The 18009-nt window shown below is 71.8% G+C and carries 18 protein-coding genes; 2 read left to right on the top strand and 16 right to left on the bottom strand.

The features are described 5' to 3' along the window. Positions 1-43 precede the first annotated feature (43 nt). From AC0665_RS32975 to AC0665_RS32955, 5 genes are all read right to left on the bottom strand, one after another. On the bottom strand, positions 44-229 hold the full coding sequence (locus AC0665_RS32975; protein WP_468413099.1) for a hypothetical protein: 186 nt from the start codon (positions 227-229) through the stop codon (positions 44-46). A gap of 199 nt (positions 230-428) precedes the next feature. Continuing rightward, positions 429-965: a hypothetical protein gene (locus tag AC0665_RS32970; protein ID WP_478706441.1), complete on the bottom strand. Its 537-nt coding sequence runs from the start codon at positions 963-965 to the stop codon at positions 429-431. A 35-nt stretch (positions 966-1000) separates the two neighbouring features. Further along, positions 1001-1573 carry a GNAT family N-acetyltransferase gene (locus AC0665_RS32965; protein ID WP_478608965.1) on the bottom strand — a complete coding sequence of 191 codons (573 nt, stop codon included), beginning with the start codon at positions 1571-1573 and terminating at the stop codon, positions 1001-1003. After that, on the bottom strand, positions 1551-3797 hold the full coding sequence (locus AC0665_RS32960; RefSeq protein ID WP_478608962.1) for an MMPL family transporter: 2247 nt from the start codon (positions 3795-3797) through the stop codon (positions 1551-1553). The genes AC0665_RS32965 and AC0665_RS32960 overlap by 23 nt, the downstream gene beginning before the upstream one ends. 158 nt (positions 3798-3955) lie before the next feature. Then, entirely contained in the window at positions 3956-4288 is a 333-nt protein-coding gene (locus tag AC0665_RS32955; RefSeq protein WP_468634147.1) for a hypothetical protein, read from the bottom strand. Between the two features lie 192 nt (positions 4289-4480). On the opposite strand from AC0665_RS32955, the gene AC0665_RS32950 reads away from it, so the two are divergent. Continuing rightward, positions 4481-5284, top strand: coding sequence for an SAM-dependent methyltransferase (locus AC0665_RS32950; RefSeq protein WP_478608959.1), 804 nt, complete (start codon positions 4481-4483; stop codon positions 5282-5284). Between the two features lie 62 nt (positions 5285-5346). Here AC0665_RS32950 and gatB read toward each other — a convergent pair whose 3' ends face one another. The 5 genes from gatB to AC0665_RS32925 all read right to left on the bottom strand — a co-directional run bounded on the left by gatB (position 5347) and on the right by AC0665_RS32925 (position 9394). Then, the gene (gatB, locus tag AC0665_RS32945) at positions 5347-6861 is read right to left on the bottom strand and encodes an Asp-tRNA(Asn)/Glu-tRNA(Gln) amidotransferase subunit GatB (protein WP_478608956.1); all 1515 of its coding nucleotides are present in this window, start codon (positions 6859-6861) and stop codon (positions 5347-5349) included. A 16-nt stretch (positions 6862-6877) separates the two neighbouring features. Next, positions 6878-7117 (bottom strand): hypothetical protein, encoded by a 240-nt coding sequence (locus tag AC0665_RS32940; RefSeq protein ID WP_030851407.1) that lies wholly within the window; start codon positions 7115-7117, stop codon positions 6878-6880. After that, positions 7114-8616 carry an Asp-tRNA(Asn)/Glu-tRNA(Gln) amidotransferase subunit GatA gene (gene gatA, locus AC0665_RS32935; RefSeq protein WP_468413111.1) on the bottom strand — a complete coding sequence of 501 codons (1503 nt, stop codon included), beginning with the start codon at positions 8614-8616 and terminating at the stop codon, positions 7114-7116. Before gatA ends, AC0665_RS32940 begins: the two co-directional genes overlap by 4 nt. Before the next feature lie 5 nt (positions 8617-8621). Then, positions 8622-8918, bottom strand: a complete 297-nt coding sequence (gene gatC / locus AC0665_RS32930; RefSeq protein WP_018531282.1) for an Asp-tRNA(Asn)/Glu-tRNA(Gln) amidotransferase subunit GatC — start codon at positions 8916-8918, stop codon at positions 8622-8624. 104 nt (positions 8919-9022) lie between these two features. Continuing rightward, positions 9023-9394, bottom strand: coding sequence for a DUF4267 domain-containing protein (locus tag AC0665_RS32925; RefSeq protein WP_468413113.1), 372 nt, complete (start codon positions 9392-9394; stop codon positions 9023-9025). 88 nt (positions 9395-9482) lie between these two features. Here AC0665_RS32925 and AC0665_RS32920 point away from each other — a divergent pair, with 88 nt between their 5' ends. Beyond that, complete coding sequence (locus AC0665_RS32920; protein WP_478706440.1) at positions 9483-10070, top strand: TetR/AcrR family transcriptional regulator; 588 nt, start codon at positions 9483-9485, stop codon at positions 10068-10070. Positions 10071-10118: 48 nt separating this feature from the next. On the opposite strand, the gene AC0665_RS32915 is transcribed toward AC0665_RS32920, so the two are convergent. The 6 genes from AC0665_RS32915 to AC0665_RS32890 all read right to left on the bottom strand — a co-directional run bounded on the left by AC0665_RS32915 (position 10119) and on the right by AC0665_RS32890 (position 17959). Beyond that, positions 10119-12395, bottom strand: coding sequence for a putative bifunctional diguanylate cyclase/phosphodiesterase (locus tag AC0665_RS32915; protein ID WP_478706439.1), 2277 nt, complete (start codon positions 12393-12395; stop codon positions 10119-10121). A gap of 258 nt (positions 12396-12653) precedes the next feature. Next, on the bottom strand, positions 12654-14849 hold the full coding sequence (gene ligA, locus AC0665_RS32910) for an NAD-dependent DNA ligase LigA (RefSeq protein WP_478706438.1): 2196 nt from the start codon (positions 14847-14849) through the stop codon (positions 12654-12656). 15 nt (positions 14850-14864) lie between these two features. Beyond that, complete coding sequence (locus AC0665_RS32905; protein ID WP_468413121.1) at positions 14865-15872, bottom strand: methionine synthase; 1008 nt, start codon at positions 15870-15872, stop codon at positions 14865-14867. A gap of 31 nt (positions 15873-15903) precedes the next feature. Next, positions 15904-16593: an SDR family oxidoreductase gene (locus AC0665_RS32900; RefSeq protein WP_468413122.1), complete on the bottom strand. Its 690-nt coding sequence runs from the start codon at positions 16591-16593 to the stop codon at positions 15904-15906. Between the two features lie 26 nt (positions 16594-16619). After that, complete coding sequence (locus AC0665_RS32895) at positions 16620-17159, bottom strand: LOG family protein (protein ID WP_363118242.1); 540 nt, start codon at positions 17157-17159, stop codon at positions 16620-16622. Next, a complete protein-coding gene (locus AC0665_RS32890; protein WP_468634158.1) occupies positions 17156-17959 on the bottom strand; it encodes a class I SAM-dependent methyltransferase in 804 nt (267 codons plus the stop codon). The genes AC0665_RS32895 and AC0665_RS32890 overlap by 4 nt, the downstream gene beginning before the upstream one ends. Positions 17960-18009: the final 50 nt, after the last annotated feature.

The following is an 18009-nucleotide window of genomic DNA, read 5'->3' as shown; positions in this document are numbered from 1 at the left end:
GTCGTGCGGGCGGCCACGGCGGTGGCCGGTCCCGCCCCGCTGTTCACGCCGTCCGGGCGGACCGGAGCCGCCCCAGACGGCGGCTATGGCTCTCGTGCTCGGCGGAGTGTTCGCCCGCTGAGCTGCGGGCCGCGCGGCGGGCCCGGTCGGCCTCGCGGACCATGCGCTGGTGGTCGGCGCGGCGGATGAGGTCGGCGGTGCGCAGCTGCTGGAGCTCGTACTCGTACATGGTGTTTCCTTCGTGAGAGGGCCGGTCACGGAGGGTTCCTCCGCGATGACCTCAACTCTCGTCGCCCAGGTGGGGTGGCCACATCGGGAGACTTCCGCATCTTCGGCCGTGCGAGGGGCCTTAGACGCGGCTGAGGGGCCCCAGGGGGCTCCGTAAGGTGCTTACGGAATCCCTGAGACCCCTCAGGACGTGCGGCGGTTCAGCTCGCGGACGGCAGTCCGAGCAGGATGCCGGTGTACTTCAGCACGGCCAGGAACAGGCCGATGACGCCGAGCGCGACGCCGGCCCAGGCGACGGACTTGATCCAGGGGGCCTGGACCCTGCCGGGCGTGCCGAACGCGGGGCGGGCGAGCGTCACGACGCCGACGACCAGCGCGAACAGCGCGAACAGGCCGCCCCACAGGGCGGTGGTCTGCCAGGCGTCGCCGTAGACCGCCTGGATCTGCTGGGCCACACCCGCGTTCTGCGCGGTCTCCAGCTGTCCGATGAGGTTCTGGCGCGCGGAGGCCACGGTGCCGATCCAGCTGCCGGTGAGCGAGACGACGCCCAGTGCGGCCGAGACCACGGCGGCGGCGCCCTGGCCGACGCCGGAGGGGCCCTCGTCCCTGGTCTGCGTGTCCTCGGCCGTGGCCGGGACCTCGGTCTCGGGCGTCTCGTCGGACTCGGTGGTGTCCACCGCCCTCTCGTCGGTCGTGGCCTTGGTGGCCTCGGTCTCGTCCACTGCGTTCGTTGCCATGCCTCGCACCGTAGGGTCGCTGTCTGAGAAGTCTCTTAATGATCGTCGTGAGCGGCACGCGCGCGTGCGGCGCGCCACTCGGGCGCCAGCACCGACCAGACTTCGAGGTCGTGCCGTACGCCACCATAGGGGTGTGCCTCACGTCGCACACCGTCACGGGTCATCCCGAGCCGCCGGGCCACGTTCAGGCTCGGCTGATTGCCGGAGGCGGCGACCCACTCGACGCGGTGGATGCCGCGCTCCTCGACGGCCCAGTCGATGAGGACCCGCATCGCCCGGGTGACCAGGCCCCGGCCGGTGCCGGCGGGCTCCAGCCAGCAGCCGACCTCGCAGTTGCCGGTCGCCGCGTCGAAGTTCAGGAACAGCACGCCGCCCACCAGCGTGCCGTTCAGCCACAGGCCGTGCAGGGAGCCCGTGTCTGCGGCGCGCATGTCGGCGTAGCGCTGGAGCTTCGCGCGGGCCGAGAGCAGGTCCGTCTCGGTCGTCCCGAACGGGATGTACTGCCCGATGAAGTCCCGCCCCCGCTCCAGGTGGGCCAGGAACTCTCCGGCGTGCCAGGGCTCCAGGGGCCTCAGCTCGGCGTCGTCACCCAGGGATATCGCGTACATCCCGCTGTCGCTCCTCCTCCGCCAGGACGTCCGCCACCTCGGCGTCCGTCGCGGCGGCCAGCCTCTCATGGGCGGCGCGGCTCTCGGGCGGCTCGATGCTGATGCGCGGCATGCGCTTGTCCAGCCAGCGGGGCAGCCACCAGTTGGCGCCGCCGAGCAGGTGCATCAGGGCCGGGACCAGGAGGGTGCGCAGGACGAAGGCGTCCAGGGCGACGGCCGCGGCCAGGGCGATGCCGAACATGGCGATCACCCGGTCGCCGCTGAGTACGAACGCCAGGAAGACGGAGATCATGATGACCGCCGCCGAGTTGATGACCCGGCTGGTCTCGGCGAGGCCGACGCGCACGGCCCGCCGGTTGTCGCCGGTCTCCAGCCACTCCTCGTACATCCGGCTGACCAGGAAGACCTGGTAGTCCATGGAGAGGCCGAAGAGCACGGACACCATGATCACGGGCAGGAAGGGCTCGATGGGCCCGGCGCTGCCGAGGCCGAGCAGTTCGCTGCCCCAGCCCCACTGGAAGATCGCCACCACCACGCCGAAGGCCGACGCCACCGCGGCGACGTTCATCGCGGCGGCCTTCAGCGGGATGCCGACGGAGCGGAAGGCGAGCAGGAGCAGCAGACAGCCCAGGCCGATGACGACCCCGACGAAGACGGGCAGCTTGGAGACGATGACGTCGGCGAAGTCGTCGTAGCCGGCGGTCATGCCGCCCACCTGCACGTCGAGCGAGGTGCCCGCCTCGGCGCGGGGCAGCACCTCGCCGCGCAGCCGGTCGACGAGGTCGCTGGTCCGCTGCGACTGCGGGGCGGACTCGGGGACGACGGTGAGGTACGCGGTGTGGCCGCCGGAGTCGAACGTCACGGGGGTCACGGCGGCGACGCCGTCGGTGGTGCGCAGGGTGGCGTCGAGGTTGTCCAGGGCGAGCCTGTCGTCGGCGCCGTCGACCCGGGTGACGAGGGTGAGCGGGCCGTTCACACCCGGGCCGAAGCCGTCGGCCAGGAGGTCGTACGCCTGCCGTGTGGTGGCCGTCTTCGGGTCGTTGCCCTGGTCGGAGGTGCCCAGGTGCAGGGAGAAGGTGGGCAGGGCGAGGACGGCCATGACGACCAGGGCGACCGCGCCGAGCACCTTGGGGTGGCGCTCCACGAAGGCCGACCAGCGGGCCGCGAAGCCGGTGGGCATCTCGGGTTCCGGGCCGTGCTCGGCCAGGCGGCGGCGCTCGCGGCGGCTGAGCGCGCGCATGCCGATGAAGGACAGTAGGGCGGGCAGCAGGGTCACGGAGGCGGCGACCGTGAGGATCACGGTGAGGCTGGCCGCTATCGCGACACCGTTGAGGAAGCTCAGCCGGAGGATCAGCATGCCGAGCAGGGCGATGCAAACGGTGGCACCCGCGAAGACGACCGCACGTCCGGTGGTCGCGACGGCGTTGGTGGCGGCCTCGGGGACGGACAGGCCGCGTTTGAGTCCGCGGCGGTGTCTGGTGACGATGAACAGCGCGTAGTCGATGCCGACGCCGAGCCCGATCAGCATGCCCAGCATGGGTGCGAAGTCGGCGACGGTCATGGCGTGCCCGAGCAGCACGATCCCGGTGTAGGCGGTGCCGACGCCGACCAGGGCGGTGGCGATGGGCAGCAGGGACGCGGCGAGCGAGCCGAAGGCCAGGAACAGCACCACCGCGGCGACGACCACGCCGACGATCTCGGCGAGGTGCCCGCCGGAGGACTCGGTGAGCGCGACCGCGCTGCCGCCCAGCTCCACCTGGAGCCCGTCGGAGCGGGCGCTCTTCGCGGTGTCGACGAGGGCCTGCGCCTCGCCCTTGGTGATGTCCTCGGCCTGGTCGTCGAAGGTGACGGAGGCGTACGCCGTGCGGCCGTCCTCGCTGACGCGGCCCGTGCCCGGCCCGTCGTAGGGGCTGGCGACCGAGGCCACGCCCGGGAGGTTCTCGATCCGGTCCAGGGTGCGGGACATCGTCTGCTCGACGTCGGCGGCGCGCACGCTGCCGGACGCGGTGTGCCAGACGACGGTGTCGCTGTCCCCGCCGAGCTGCGGGAAGCCCTCACGCAGCAGCTCGGTGGCGCGGCCCGACTCGGTGCCGGGGACCTGGTAGTCGTTCGAGTACGTGGTGCCGGCGACGGCGGCGCCCGCGGCGACCCCCGCGAACGCCAGGAGCCACAGCAGGACGCTGAGCAGACGGCGCTGGACACACCAGCGTGCGAGGGCTGCCACGAAACGTGCTCCCGGAGTCGCCTTGTGTGGATCTTTGACCGGGAACAGTCGTACATGAACTGAACGGCCAGCAAAGAACGCATGAGCAATGTCTTGCCACTCTTACAGGCTCACGAGATCATTTGTCGGTTTCGTGGGCTTGTTCACAGCGGCCGGAATCAGTCGAACTGGTCCCCCAGCGCCATCACCATCACCCCTGCCACCAACAGCCACAGCGCGCGCCGGGTCCGGCCGCGGGCGCCCAGCACGGCGGCGGCAGCGCAGACGGCGGCCCCGCCGGCGTACGCGGCCGGGACGAGCGCCGGGGCGGACCGGAGGAGGCGGAGCAGGGCCGCCGCCAGGCCGGCCAGGGTCAGTGCGGCGCCGGTGCCCAGCGCCGTCCAGCGGGCCCGGCGTGCGTCGTCCACGGGGTCGTCCGCCTCGTCCTGGCCGGCGGCCGCCTCCAGGTCCGCTGTCCGCGGACCGGTGTCGGAATCAGGACGTCCACTCATGGCCGAGACGGTAGCGCGCCGGGTGGGGAAAACCGGGTGCGGGGCCCGGGGGCCGGCTGTTAGCGTCCGCCGGTCCGAGGAAACCGCGGCGGTCCCCCGCCGCCCGGCCGAAGCAGGTGCATTGTTTGACGGTCCGACCGAGCTCCGACGCCTTCCCTTTCTTCCTCAAGGACTCAAGGAGCCCGTTCACCGATGCCGGACATCACTTCCCGGACCTCGAACGACCCCCTCGCTGACCGTGTGAGCCACCCCGGCTACCCGCGCAGCAACGGCTACGACGCCCGCTGGACGGTCGACAACCAGATGGGCCCGCACGCGCTGTGGCTGCTGGAGTGGCTGGCCCCCGCCCTGGGACCCGACGCCCTGCGTCCCGGATCCCGCGTGCTCGACCTGGGCTGCGGCCGGGCCATGACGTCGATCTTCCTCGCCAAGGAGTACGACGCCCAGGTCACCGCCGCCGACCTGTGGATCAAGCCCGGTGAGAACGCCGGGCGCATCGCCGAGGCGGGCGTCGCCGACCGCGTCCTGCCCGTGCTCGCCGAGGCGCACGACCTGCCGTTCGGCGAGAACAGCTTCGACACGATCGTCTCGATCGACGCCTACCAGTACTTCGGCACGGACGACCTGTACCTGTCCGGGCTGACGCGGCTGCTGAAGCCCGGCGGGCGGATCGGCGTCGTCGTACCGGCGCTGCGCGAGGAGATCGACGGTGTCGAGCCGCCGGAGCACCTCGAGCCGTACTGGGAGCCCGACTTCTGGTGTTTCCACACGGCGGCCTGGTGGCGGCGCCACTGGACCCGCAGCGGTGCCGTGGAGGTCGAGACGGCCGACTGGCTCCAGGACGGCTGGCGCGACTGGCTGCGCTGGTGCGAGATCGTGGCCGAGGAGCACACCGACGCGTGGCACGTGCGGATGGCCGGGCAGTGCGCCGAGATGCTGCGCCTCGACCGGGGCCAGACGCTGGGCTTCGTCCGGGTCGTCGGCCGCCGCCTCTGAATGAATGACGAGGGGGGACGCACCGGGTCCGGTGCGTCCCCCCTCCTCGGGTCCACGGGAGGTCAGCCCTCGCTGACGCCCAGCTTCTCCAGGATGAGCTCCTTGACGCGCGCCGCGTCGGCCTGACCCCGGGTCGCCTTCATGACCGCGCCGACCAGGGCGCCGGCCGCCGCCACCTTGCCGCCGCGGATCTTGTCCGCGATGGCCGGGTTGCCGGCGATGGCCTCCTCGACGGCGGTGGTGAGGGCGCCCTCGTCGGAGACGACCTTCAGACCGCGCTTGTCGACGACCTCGTCCGGGGTGCCCTCGCCCGCGAGGACGCCCTCGATGACCTGACGGGCCAGCTTGTCGTTCAGGTCGCCCTTCGCGACGAGCTCGGTGACCCGGGCCACCTGCTGCGGCGTGATCGCCAGCTCGTCGAGCGCCTTGCCCGACTCGTTGGCGCTGCGGGCCAGCTCGCCCATCCACCACTTGCGGGCGGAGGCGGCGTCGGCCCCGGCCTCGATGGTGGCGACGATCGGCTCCAGCGCACCGGCGTTGAGGATCGCCTGCATGTCGGTGCCGGAGATGCCCCACTCCTCGCGGAGCCGGTTGCGGCGGACCAGCGGCAGCTCGGGCAGCCCGGAGCGGATCTCCTCGACCCACGCGCGCGATGGGGCCACCGGGACGAGGTCGGGCTCCGGGAAGTACCGGTAGTCCTCGGCCTCCTCCTTCACCCGGCCCGAGGTCGTGGACCCCGTGTCCTCGTGGAAGTGCCGGGTCTCCTGGATGATCGTGCCGCCCGAGGAGAGCACGGCCGCGTGCCGCTGGATCTCGAAGCGGGCCGCGCGCTCCACGGACCGCAGCGAGTTGACGTTCTTCGTCTCCGAACGGGTGCCGAACTTCTCGGTGCCGTGCGGGCGCAGCGACAGGTTCACGTCGCAGCGCATCTGGCCCATCTCCATGCGGGCCTCGGAGACGCCGAGCGCGCGGATGACCTCGCGCAGCTCACGGACGTACGCCCGCGCGACCTCGGGGGCCCGCTCGCCGGCGCCCTCGATCGGCTTGGTGACGATCTCGATGAGCGGGATGCCGGCGCGGTTGTAGTCCAGCAGGGAGTGGGACGCGCCGTGGATACGGCCGGTGGCGCCGCCGACGTGGGTCGACTTGCCGGTGTCCTCCTCCATGTGGGCGCGCTCGATCTCCACGCGGAAGGTCTCGCCGTCCTCCAGCTGCACGTCGAGGTAGCCGTTGAAGGCGATCGGCTCGTCGTACTGGGAGGTCTGGAAGTTCTTCGGCATGTCCGGATAGAAGTAGTTCTTCCGGGCGAAGCGGCACCACTCGGCGATCTCGCAGTTCAGCGCGAGGCCGATCTTGATGGCGGACTCGACGCCGGTCGCGTTGACGACCGGGAGCGCGCCGGGCAGGCCCAGGCAGACCGGGCAGGTCTGCGTGTTGGCGTCCTGGCCGAGGGCGGTCGAGCAGCCGCAGAACATCTTGGTCTTGGTGCCGAGTTCGACATGGACCTCGAGGCCCATGACGGGGTCGTACGACGCGAGTGCGTCCTCGTACGACACCAGGTCGGTCGTGGTGGTCACGGTGAGTACTTCCCTCTCAGCCCAGCAGAACGTCGTCGTCGCCCAGCTGCTTCAGCTCGCGATAGAGAATGGCCAGGTTGGTGACGACCGCGGCTCCGGTCACGACGGCGTCGAGCAGCCGCAGCGTGTCGTTGTCTCCGCGGGCCTTCTTGATCTGCTTGTAGACCCCGACGGCGCCGAACGCCGACGTGGCCATCGAGATGTACAGACCGGACTTGGACTTCTTGAAGCCCTTGGCCTTGGACAGTGCGCTCACAGCGACGGAGCCTCCTCGATCAGCGGGTGGCCCCACTTTTCCACGAAGGCGGCCTCGACGGCGGCACCCACCTTGTACAGGCGGTCGTCCTTCATGACGGGGGCGATGATCTGCAGACCGACCGGGAGGTTGTCCTCCGGGGCGAGGCCGCACGGCAGCGACATGGCCGCGTTGCCCGCCAGGTTGGTCGGGATGGTGCACAGGTCGGCGAGGTACATCGCCATCGGGTCGTCGGCGCGCTCACCGATCGGGAAGGCGGTGGTCGGGGTCGTCGGGGAGACGATCACGTCGACCTGCTCGAACGCCTTGTCGAAGTCCTGCTTGATGAGCGTGCGGACCTTCTGGGCGCTGCCGTAGTAGGCGTCGTAGTAGCCACTCGACAGGGCGTAGGTACCGAGCATGACGCGGCGCTTCACCTCGGGGCCGAAGCCGGCCTCACGGGTCAGCGAGGTGACCTCCTCGGCGGAGCGCGTGCCGTCGTCGCCGGTCCGCAGGCCGTAGCGCAGGCCGTCGAAGCGGGCGAGGTTGGAGGAGCACTCGCTCGGCGCGATCAGGTAGTACGCCGACAGCGCCAGGTCGAAGGACGGGCAGTCCAGCTCGACGATCTCGGCGCCCAGCTCCTTGAGCAGCGCGACGGACTCGTCGAACCGCTGGATGACGCCGGCCTGGTAGCCCTCGCCGCGGAACTGCTTGACGACGCCGACGCGCATGCCCTCGACCGAGCCGTTGCGGGCGGCCTCGACGACCGCCGGGACGGGCTCGTCGATGGAGGTGGAGTCGAGCGGGTCGTGCCCGGCGATGACCTCGTGCAGCAGGGCCGCGTCCAGGACCGTGCGGGCACAGGGGCCGCCCTGGTCGAGGGAGGAGGAGAACGCCACCATGCCGTAGCGGGAGACCGCGCCGTAGGTCGGCTTCACGCCGACCGTGCCGGTGACGGCCGCGGGCTGGCGGATGGAGCCGCCGGTGTCGGTGCCGATGGCCAGCGGCGCCTGGAAGGAGGCGAGCGCGGCGGAGGAACCGCCACCGGAGCCGCCGGGGATCCTGGTGAGGTCCCAGGGGTTGCCGGTGGGGCCGTAGGCGCTGTTCTCGGTGGAGGACCCCATGGCGAACTCGTCCATGTTGGTCTTGCCGAGGATGACGACGTCGGCGGCCTTGAGCCGCTGGGTGACGGTCGCGTCGTACGGCGGGATCCAGCCCTCGAGGATCTTCGAGCCGACGGTCGTGGGCACGCCCTCGGTGGTGAAGATGTCCTTCAGCGCGAGCGGGACGCCGGCCAGGGGGCCGAGCTTCTCGCCCCTGGCCCGCTTCTCGTCGACGGCACGGGCCTGGGCGAGCGCGCCCTCCCGGTCGACGTGCAGGAAGGCGTGCACCTTCTCGTCGACGGCCTCGATGCGGGCGAGGTGGGCCTCGGTGACCTGGACCGCGGTGAGCTCGCCGGAGGCGATCTTCGCGGCGGTCTCGGCGGCCGTGAGCTTGATGATGTTGACGTTGTCCGTCATGGCGGTTAGTCCTCCCCCAGGATCTGCGGCACCTTGAAACGCTGCTGCTCCTGGGCCGGGGCGCCGGAGAGCGCCTGCTCGGGGGTGAGCGACGGACGGACCTCGTCCGCGCGCATGACGTTCGTCAGCGGGAGCGGGTGCGAGGTCGGCGGTACGTCTTGGTCGGCGACCTCACTGACGCGGGCGACCGCGCCGATGATGTCGTCCAGCTGTCCCGCGAAGTGGTCGAGCTCTTCGGGCTTCAGCTCCAGACGCGCCAGCCGGGCGAGGTGGGCGACCTCCTCGCGCGTGATGCCAGGCATGCAGCGATCCTCTGGGGTGAGTGAATGGGTTTGGGCCAATCCTATGGGGCGAGGGGCCGTGCCCGTGAAACGGTTTGGCGTCCCGGAGGCTCCCGGGGGCGCGCTCAGACCGCGAAGAGCAGGCCGGCACTGATCAGGACGACGACCGCCGTGGCGAAGTGGATGCCGAAGGCCACCGCCTTCGCACCGCCGTGGCGCAGCACGATCAGGGTGTCGCCGAGGGGGACGAGTGCCACGGCGAGCATGAACCAGGCCTCGGCCCCGGCCCCCGCGAAGGCGAGCAGCGCCAGGCCGACCACTCCGAGGGTGCCGTCCCTGAGGCCCTTGATCGTCAGGTAGGCGCCGGCGTCGCCACCGGGGTCGGCCGGAACGCCGTACCCGGCGGCGGAGGCGGCGGGCCGGAACAGGAACCGGTAGCCGAGGAACAGGCAGAACAGGTTGAGCACGACGGCCAGGGTGTACGCGGTGACGGTCATGTGCTTCTCCGTTTGCTAGCAGCGCTAGGGGCAAGAGCGAAGCTAGCAGAGCGCCGACAGGATCGCTAGCGGTGCTAGGATTCCGGTTATGACGATCCAGACGCGCCGGGAGCGCGAACGAGCGGAACGCGAGCGGATGATCGTGACGGCCGCGCGGGAACTGGCCGAGGCGGAGGGCTGGGACGCGGTGACCACGCGGCGGCTCGCCGACGAGATCGAGTACAGCCAGCCCGTCCTCTACAGCCACTTCAAGGGCAAGGGCGCGATCATGGCGGCGGTGGCGGTCCAGGGCTGCGCGGAGCTGGCCGACGAGCTGCGGGCGGCGCGCACGGCGGCCGCCGGCGCCCGTGAGGCGCTGGCGGCGGTGGGCCGCGCGTACACCGCCTTCGCCCGGCGGCGGCCCGCGCTCTACGACGTGATCTTCACCCTCGACGTGGACCTGCCCTTCGCCACCCCCGAGGCGCCGGCGGCCCTCCAGGACGCCTTCGGCGAGCTGTTGCAGGCCGTCCGGCCGATCGCGGCCGAGGGCGAGGACACCGGAGCACTGACGGAGACGTACTGGGCCGGGCTGCACGGTCTGGTGACCCTGATGCGCAGCGGCCGGCTGCCCGAGGAGGCGCACGAGCGTCGGCTGGCGCTGTTCATCGGCCACTTCGCGCCGCAGGGCACGAACTGACCGCTCACCCCGGGAGGTGCGCCACGGCCGGGCGCGGCAGCGGGGGGCCTACTCGTCGGCCGTCGCCGCCGGCAGCGCGGCGCGCGGTCGCTGCCACCCCCGCGGGCCCCGCGCCCGCAGCCACGCGGTGGTCTCCTCAGGCGGCATCGCCGCCGCCACCAGCCAGCCCTGTACGGCGTCACAGCCGAGGTCGCGCAGTCTCTCCCAGGTCTCGTCGTCCTCGACGCCCTCGGCGACGACGAGCAGACCGAGGGAGTGGGCGAGGTCGACGGTGCAGCGGACGATCTCCGCGTCCTCGGTGTCGACGGCGAGCCGGGCCACGAACGAACGGTCGATCTTCAGCTCGCTGACCGGGAGCCGGCGCAGGTGCACGAGCGAGGAGTAGCCCGTCCCGAAGTCGTCCAGGGACATCTTCACGCCGTGCGCGGTCAGTTGGTTGAGGGTGTCGGCGGCGCGCTGCGGGTCCTCCAGGAGCACGTGTTCGGTGATCTCCAGTTGGAGCGCTCCCGCCGGGACGCCGTGCCGGGCCAGCCGGGCGGCGACCGAGCCGGCGAAGCCCGGGGTGTGCACATCGCGCGGTGAGACGTTCACCGCGACCGGCACGAACAGGCCCTGCTCCCGCCAGCGCGCGACCTGGCCGAGCGCGGTCTCCAGCACGTATTCAGTGAGGTGGGGCATCAGCCCCGAGGACTCGGCGATCGCTATGAACTCGTCCGGCGGCACCTTGCCCCGCTCGGGGTGCACCCAGCGGACCAGGGCCTCCAGACCCGCGACCTGGCCGTCGAAGCGGACCTTGGGCTGGTAGTGCAGATGCACCTCGTGGGCGTCGAGGGCGCGGCGCAGATCGCCCAGCAGACCGAGGCGGTCGGGGGTGTTGGAGTCGCGCTTGGACTCGTAGACCTCCACGCCGGTGCGGTCCCGCTTCGCCTGGTACATCGCCACGTCCGCCCGCCGCAGCAGCCCTTCGGCGTCCAGGGCGTGGTCGGGGAAGACGGCGACTCCGGCGCTGGCCTCCAGCACGAGGGTCAGGCCGTCGAGGTCGAGGGGGGAGCTGAGCGCGGTGACGAGGTTGCGGGCGATACGGGTCGCGGAGGTGGTGGAGTCCGCGACGGGCAGTAAGACGGCGAACTCGTCCCCGCCGAGCCGGGCGGCCTCCGCCCCGCGCGGCAGCGCCACCCGCAGCCGGTCAGCGATCTGCAACAGCAGCCGGTCACCGGCGAGATGACCGAGCGTGTCGTTGACCGACCGGAAGCGGTCGAGGTCGATCAGCATCAGCGCGGCGCGGGCGTTGATCCGCTCCGCGTCGTCCAGCGCGGTCCAGATGCGCTCCAGCAGCCACTGGCGGTTGGGGAGCCCGGTCAGCGGGTCGCGCAGTTGCTCCTCCGCCCGGGCCCGGGCTATCCACAGGGTGGAGTCCAGGGCGATGAGCGGGATGGCGAACAGCGGCAGCAGGATCGGCTTGGCCACGCCGACCACGCAGACCAGCGGCGCGATCCCCAGCAGCGCGATCGCGACCAGGCCGTGTCGGACCAGGGCGGTGCGGGCGACGGTGGGCAGGCCGGGACGCGGGGCGTGCAGGTACCAGAGCAGGACGCGGGTGACCGTCAGATAGGCGGCGGCGACCAGGGCGACCTGGAGCGCGGTGGCGAGGGTCCAGGCGGCGGGCTCGGCCGGGGACTCGACGGACGGCACGTTCCCGAACGCGCGCAGCACCAGTGCGCCGGCGCCGATGCCGAGGAGGTCGGCCGCGCCGTGCAGCACACCCTGGCGCCAGCGGTTGCGGCGGGCTATCCCGACGAGCACCACGACCGTCAGGCTGACGAGGCCGGCCGGAACCCAGCCGTAGAGCAGCAGCACGGCGAGGGTGAGGGCGGCGCCCGAGCCGGTGCCGCCCCACCAGCGGGAGCGGCCCAGCATCACGAGGTGGCCGACGATGACGCCGGTCAGCACGGCCAGTGCCCAGCCCGCCGTGCCGGACGGGAACAGCGCGTGACCGTCCGTGAAGGCGCGGTAGAAACCGGCGCCCAGGACGAACCCGGCCGCCGCGACGACGGCCGCGGGCAACGCGGGCCAGGAGTGGTGCCGTTCGCCGTCCGCCTCGGCACCGGCCGGTCCGGGCGGGTGCTCGGAGGCCGGCTGTGCGCCGGGACCGTCGGCGGCGCGCCCGGCGCCTGGCCGCTCCCGCGGGGTGTACTGTCCGACGGCGCGCGCCTGTGCACCCGGACGTCCCACCGGCCGCCCGGTCCCACGGACTGCACGCCATGCGACCGCCATGCGGCGCAGACGCAGCCGTGAGCCCGGCACGGCGCTCTCGGTCGGTTCCATTCCCGTCCCTCTCACAGCCGGCGGTGCCCACGCCCCGCGGCCCGGTGCCCGACAACCCTCAACGGTCCGCGCCCGAAAACCCTTCCCCGCGCTCCGCGCGAGCACGACGATGCCCCGACCGCAGCTGGGCACGGCAGGCGCACATCTCAACACTAGGCCGCAGAAGGCTTCCAGGGGCAGCGGTCGCCGACGGTTGCCCGAATGCGCCCCGGCCACCCGTATGCATCTGGTATGCGCCGAACGGGTGGCCTTCAACCGCTACTCCTCGGCCGAAAGAGCGACTTCGGCCGCCGCGTCCGGTCCCTGCTCCAGCAGGACCCCGAAACCGTCCTCGTTCAGAACCGGAACCTTCAGCTGCATCGCCTTGTCGTACTTCGACCCGGGGCTGTCCCCCACCACGACGAACGAGGTCTTCTTCGAAACCGAGCCGGTCACCTTCGCTCCGCGGCTCTGCAGCGCCTCCTTGGCGCCGTCCCGCGTGAAGTGTTCGAGGGTGCCGGTGACGACGACGGTGAGGCCTTCGAGGGGGCGCGGCCCCTCGTCCTCGCCGGTGCTCTCCTCCTCCATGCGGACGCCGGCGGCCTTCCACTTGCGGATGATGTCGCGGTGCCAGTCCTCGGCGAACCACTGCTTGAGGGAGGCGGCGATGGTCGGTCCGACGCCCTCGGTGACCGCCAGTTCCTCCTCGGTCGCCTGGTCGATCCGCTCGATCGAGCGGAACTCGCGGGCCAGCGCCTCGGCCGCGACGGGCCCGACGTGACGGATCGACAGGCTCGTGATGACGCGGGCGAGGGGGCGCTCCTTGGCCGCGGCGATGTTCTCCAGCATGGCGACCGCGTTCTTGCGGGGCTCGCCCTGCTGGTTGGCGAAGATCGTGGCGACCTTCTCCTCGCCGGTCTTGGGGTCGCGCTTGGGCAGTCCGCTGTCCGGGTCGAGGACGTACGCCTTGATGGGCAGCAGCTGTTCGATGGTGAGGTCGAACAGGTCGCCCTCGTCGACCAGGGGCGGGGTCTCGGGCTCCAGGGGGGCGGTGAGAGCGGCGGCGGCGACGTAGCCGAAGTGCTCGATGTCTAGGGCCTTGCGGCCGGCGAGGTAGAACAGGCGCTCGCGCAACTGGGCGGGGCAGGTGCGGGCGTTGGGGCAGCGCAGGTCGACGTCGCCCTCCTTCATCGGCCGCAGCGGTGTGCCGCACTCGGGGCACTCGCCCGGCATCACGAACTCGCGCTCGCTGCCGTCGCGCAGATCGGCGACGGGGCCGAGGATCTCCGGGATGACGTCACCGGCCTTGCGCAGCACGACCGTGTCCCCGATGAGGACGCCCTTGGCCTTGACGACGTCCTGGTTGTGCAGCGTGGCGAACTCGACCTCGGAGCCCGCGACCGTGACCGGCTCGACCTGGGCGTACGGGGTGACGCGGCCGGTGCGGCCCACGCCCACGCGGATGTTGACGAGCTTGGTGTTGACCTCCTCCGGCGCGTACTTGTAGGCGATCGCCCAGCGCGGGGCGCGCGAGGTGGAGCCGAGGCGGCCCTGGAGGGGGATCTGGTCGAGCTTGACGACCACGCCGTCGATCTCGTGCTCCACGGAGTGGCGGTTCTCGCCGAAGTAGGCGATGAACTCCCGGACGCCCTCCAGGTCGTCGACCACCTTGTTGTGCCGGGAGGTGGGCAGGCCCCAGGTCTTGAGGAGGTCGTAGGCCTGGGAGAGGCGGGTCAGGCCGGTGTAGCCCTCCAGGGCGCCGATGCCGTGCACCACCATGTGCAGGGGGCGGGTGGCCGTCACGCGCGGGTCCTTCTGGCGCAGTGAACCGGCCGCCGCGTTGCGCGGGTTGGCGAAGGGCTTGTCCCCGGCCTCCACCAGGCGGGCGTTGAGCTCCTGGAACTTCTCCATCGGGAAGTAGACCTCGCCGCGGATCTCCACGAGGTCGGGGACGGCATCGCCCTTGAGGCGCTCGGGGATCTCGGCGATCGTGCGCACGTTCGGGGTGATGTCCTCACCGGTGCGGCCGTCGCCGCGGGTGGCCGCGCGGGTGAGGCGGCCGTGCTCGTAGGTGAGGTTCACGGCGAGGCCGTCGACCTTGAGCTCGCACAGGAAGTGGTACGTCTGCTCGCCCAGTTCCCTCGCGATGCGCTCGGTCCAGGCGGCCATCTCCTCGTCGTTGAACGTGTTGTCCAACGAGAGCATGCGCTCGCGGTGCTTGACCGCCGTGAACTCCGTCTCGTAGGAGCCGGAGACCTTCTGGGTCGGCGAGTCCGGGGTGCGCAGCTCCGGGTACTCCTCCTCCAGTGCCTCCAGGGAGCGCAGCAGCTGGTCGAACTCCGCGTCGCTGACGACGGGAGCGTCCTTCACGTAGTAGCGGAAGCGGTGCTCCTCGATCTGCTCCGCGAGGCGCGCGTGCTTCTCCCGTGCCTCGGCGGGCACCGTCGTCGTCTCCGCTTGCTTGTCGCCGGCCACCGTGTCGTCCTCCCGTTACTCTGGGTTGTCCGCGAGGGATCTCGCCGCCCTGGCGCAGTGCGCGAGAGCCGTGCGCGCGTACCCCGGGGAGGCCCCCGCGAGTCCGCACGCCGGGGTGACCGTGACCGCCTCCGCGAGAAGCCCCGGAGACAGCCCCAGCCTGCGCCACAGCGTCCTGACACCCATGACGCTACCGGCAGGGTCTGACAATGGGACCTCGGTGCCGGGGACGACACCGGTGAACAGCCGGGTCCCGGCCTCCACGGCCTCCCCGATCGCGTCGTCGTCACGCTCGGTGAGCAGCGAGAAGTCGAAGGAGACGGCGGCCGCCCCGGCCCGGCGCAGCAGGGCGAACGGCACGTCGGGGGCGCAGGAGTGGACCACGACCGGGCCGTCGGTGTGCGTCGCGACGAGGTCGCGCAGCGTCTGCTCGACGACCTGCCGGTCGACGGCCCGGTGCGTGCGGTAGCCGCTGGCGGTCTTCACCTGGCCGCGCAGCACGGCGGTGAGGGAGGGCTCGTCGAGCTGGAGGACGAGCTGCGCGCCGGGGATCCGCCGCCGCAGTTCGGCCAGGTGCTGGCGCAGTCCCTCGGCGAGGGAGGCGGCGAGGTCGCGGCAGGCACCGGGGTCGGACAGGGCGGCCTCCCCGCCCCGCAGCTCCAGGTTGGCCGCGAGGGTCCACGGGCCGACGGCCTGGACCTTCAGCGGTCCCTCGTAGCCCTGCGTGAACTCCTCCAGGGCGTCGAGGTCCTCGCCGAGCCAGGAGCGGGCCCGCTTGGTGTCGCGGCCCGGCCGGTCCCCGAGGCGCCATCCGCTGGGCTCCACGCGCGCGTACAGCTCGACGAGCAGGCCGGCGGTCCGTCCGATCATGTCCGCGCCGGGGCCCCGGGCGGGCAGTTCGGGCAGGAAGGGGAAGTCCTCGAAGGTGCCGGTGACGGTCTTGGCGGCCTCACGGGCGTCGCCGCCCGGCATGGAGCCCACGCCGGTGGCGGCGCCGAACCTGAACTGGCTGTTTTCGCTCACCGGAGAAGCCTACGCAGCCCCTTGGGCGGGGTCAGCCTCCCGGTCGCACCGTGAGGTCGTTGACCTCCGCGTCCCGCGGCAGATCCAGGGCCATGACGATCGTCGTGGCGACCGACTCCGGGTCGATCCACTTCGAGGCGTCGTACTCCTTGCCCTCCTGCTGGTGGACCTTGGCCTGCATGGGGCTGGCCGTGCGGCCGGGGTAGACCGAGGTGACGCGGACCCCGGCCGCGTGCTCCTCGTGGCGCAGGGAGTCGGCGAGGGCCTTCAGGCCGTGCTTGGAGGCCGCGTAGGCGGACCAGCCGGCGTGCGCGTTGAGCCCGGCGCCGGAGTTGACGAACAGCACGTGGCCGCGGGCGGCGCGCAGTTGGGGCAGGAAGTGCCGGGTCAGCTCGGCGGGGGCGATCAGGTTGACGTTGAGCTGGTGGCGCCAGGCCTTCGGGGTGAGCTCGCCGACCGGGCCGAGGTCGACGACGCCGGCGATGTGCAGCAGCGAGTCCACGCGGTCCGGCAGCGACTGGTGGGAGAAGGCCCAGGACAGCCTGTCGGGTTCGGCGAGGTCGCCGACCAGGGTCCTCGCCCCGGGGAACTCGGCCGCCAGCTCCTTCGCGCGGCCCGCGTCGCGCGCGTGCAGCACGAGGTCGTCCCCGCGCGCGTGCAGGCGGCGGGCCACGGCCGCGCCGATGCCGGAACCGGCTCCGGTGATCACATGAGTTGCCATGCGGCCATGCTCGCATCAGCGCCGGGTCACGCGATGCCCCGGCTCTCCTCCAGATACGCCAGCGCCCCCACCGGCTCCTCGGCGAAGAACACCAGGTCGGTGAGCGGCCGGGGCAGGAAGCCCTCGGCGTCCATGCGGCGGAACTGCTCCTTCAGGCCGTCGTAGAAGCCCGCGGTGTTGAGCAGCACCACCGGCTTGTCGGTGTGGCCGTGCTTCTTCAGTTCCAGGATCTCGGTCGCCTCGTCGAGCGTGCCCGTGCCGCCGACCATGATCACCACGGCGTCGGCGCGCTCCAGGAGCAGCTTCTTGCGCTCGGCGAGGTCCTTGGCGATCACCATCTCGTCGACGCCCGGGCGGGCCTTGGCCGCCAGGAACTGCACGGAGACGCCGGCCAGCCGGCCGCCGGCCTCCTGCACCCCGTCGGCGACCACCTTCATGAGGCCGACGTCGGAGCCGCCCCACACCAGCGTGTGACCGCCCTTGCCCAGCAGTTCGGCGAACTCCCGCGCGGGGCGGGTGTAGCGCTCGTCGAGGTCGGCGGCGGACAGGAAGACACAGATGTTCATGAGCCCACCGTACGGGCCCGGTCCGCCGAGACGGTGAGCCGCATTTTGGACTGCCGGTGCGGGAGGCGCTCCCAGTCGTCCATGAACCGGGCGGACAGGCCGTGCCGCGCGGCGAGGTCGGTCAGGGTCCGCGTCCGGTAGTAGAAGTCCTCGTGCAGGACCTGGTGCTCCTCGCCCTCGGTGCGGTCGAAGGTGAAGTCGAAGAACCCGCCGGGCGCGAGGATCCGGCCCACGTGCGCGAAGCACTCCTCGATGACGTGCAGCGGTGAGTGCGAGAAGACGCTGTGCGCGTGCACGACGTCGAAGTGCGCGTCCGGCAGGAAGGCGAAGGTGAGGTCGTCGGCGAGCACCAGGTAGGGCAGTTTGGGCTGGAGCTTCTCGGCCACGAGGGTGTCCTGGGCGGCGAGCAGGATGTGCGGCGAGATGTCGATGCCGTAGTAGTGCCCGGTGTCGAGGTGGTCGATGAACAGCCGCCCGGCGCGCAGGTTGCCGCAGCCGATCTCCAGCATCCGGTGGTGCGGCCGGAGGCCGTGGCCCACCAGGTAGTCGAACTGCATGCGCCCGATGCGTGCCCACTGTGCGCGCGAGGGGTTGTGCCCGACCGCCGCCTCGGTGCTGCGGGCCGCGTCCGAGGCCATCACGGCCCGGTAGTAGGCGATGTGGTCGGGGTGGCGCAGCCGGAGCCAGGCGTCCCGCACCGCGCGCCGGGCGTGCGCGGGCACCCGTTCCGGGTGGCGCAGGGCGTACCGGACCTGGTGCAGCAGGCGGGAGCGGTTTCCGGCCGGTTCCGTGGCGCGCATGGGGGCCTCCTGCGGCGAGGGAAGAACTCCGCTTCAGCGTGCGCTGTACC

The sequence above is a fragment of the Streptomyces sp. NPDC043685 genome, from assembly GCF_056436585.1.
This window is presented reverse-complemented; position numbering and strand designations above follow the sequence as displayed.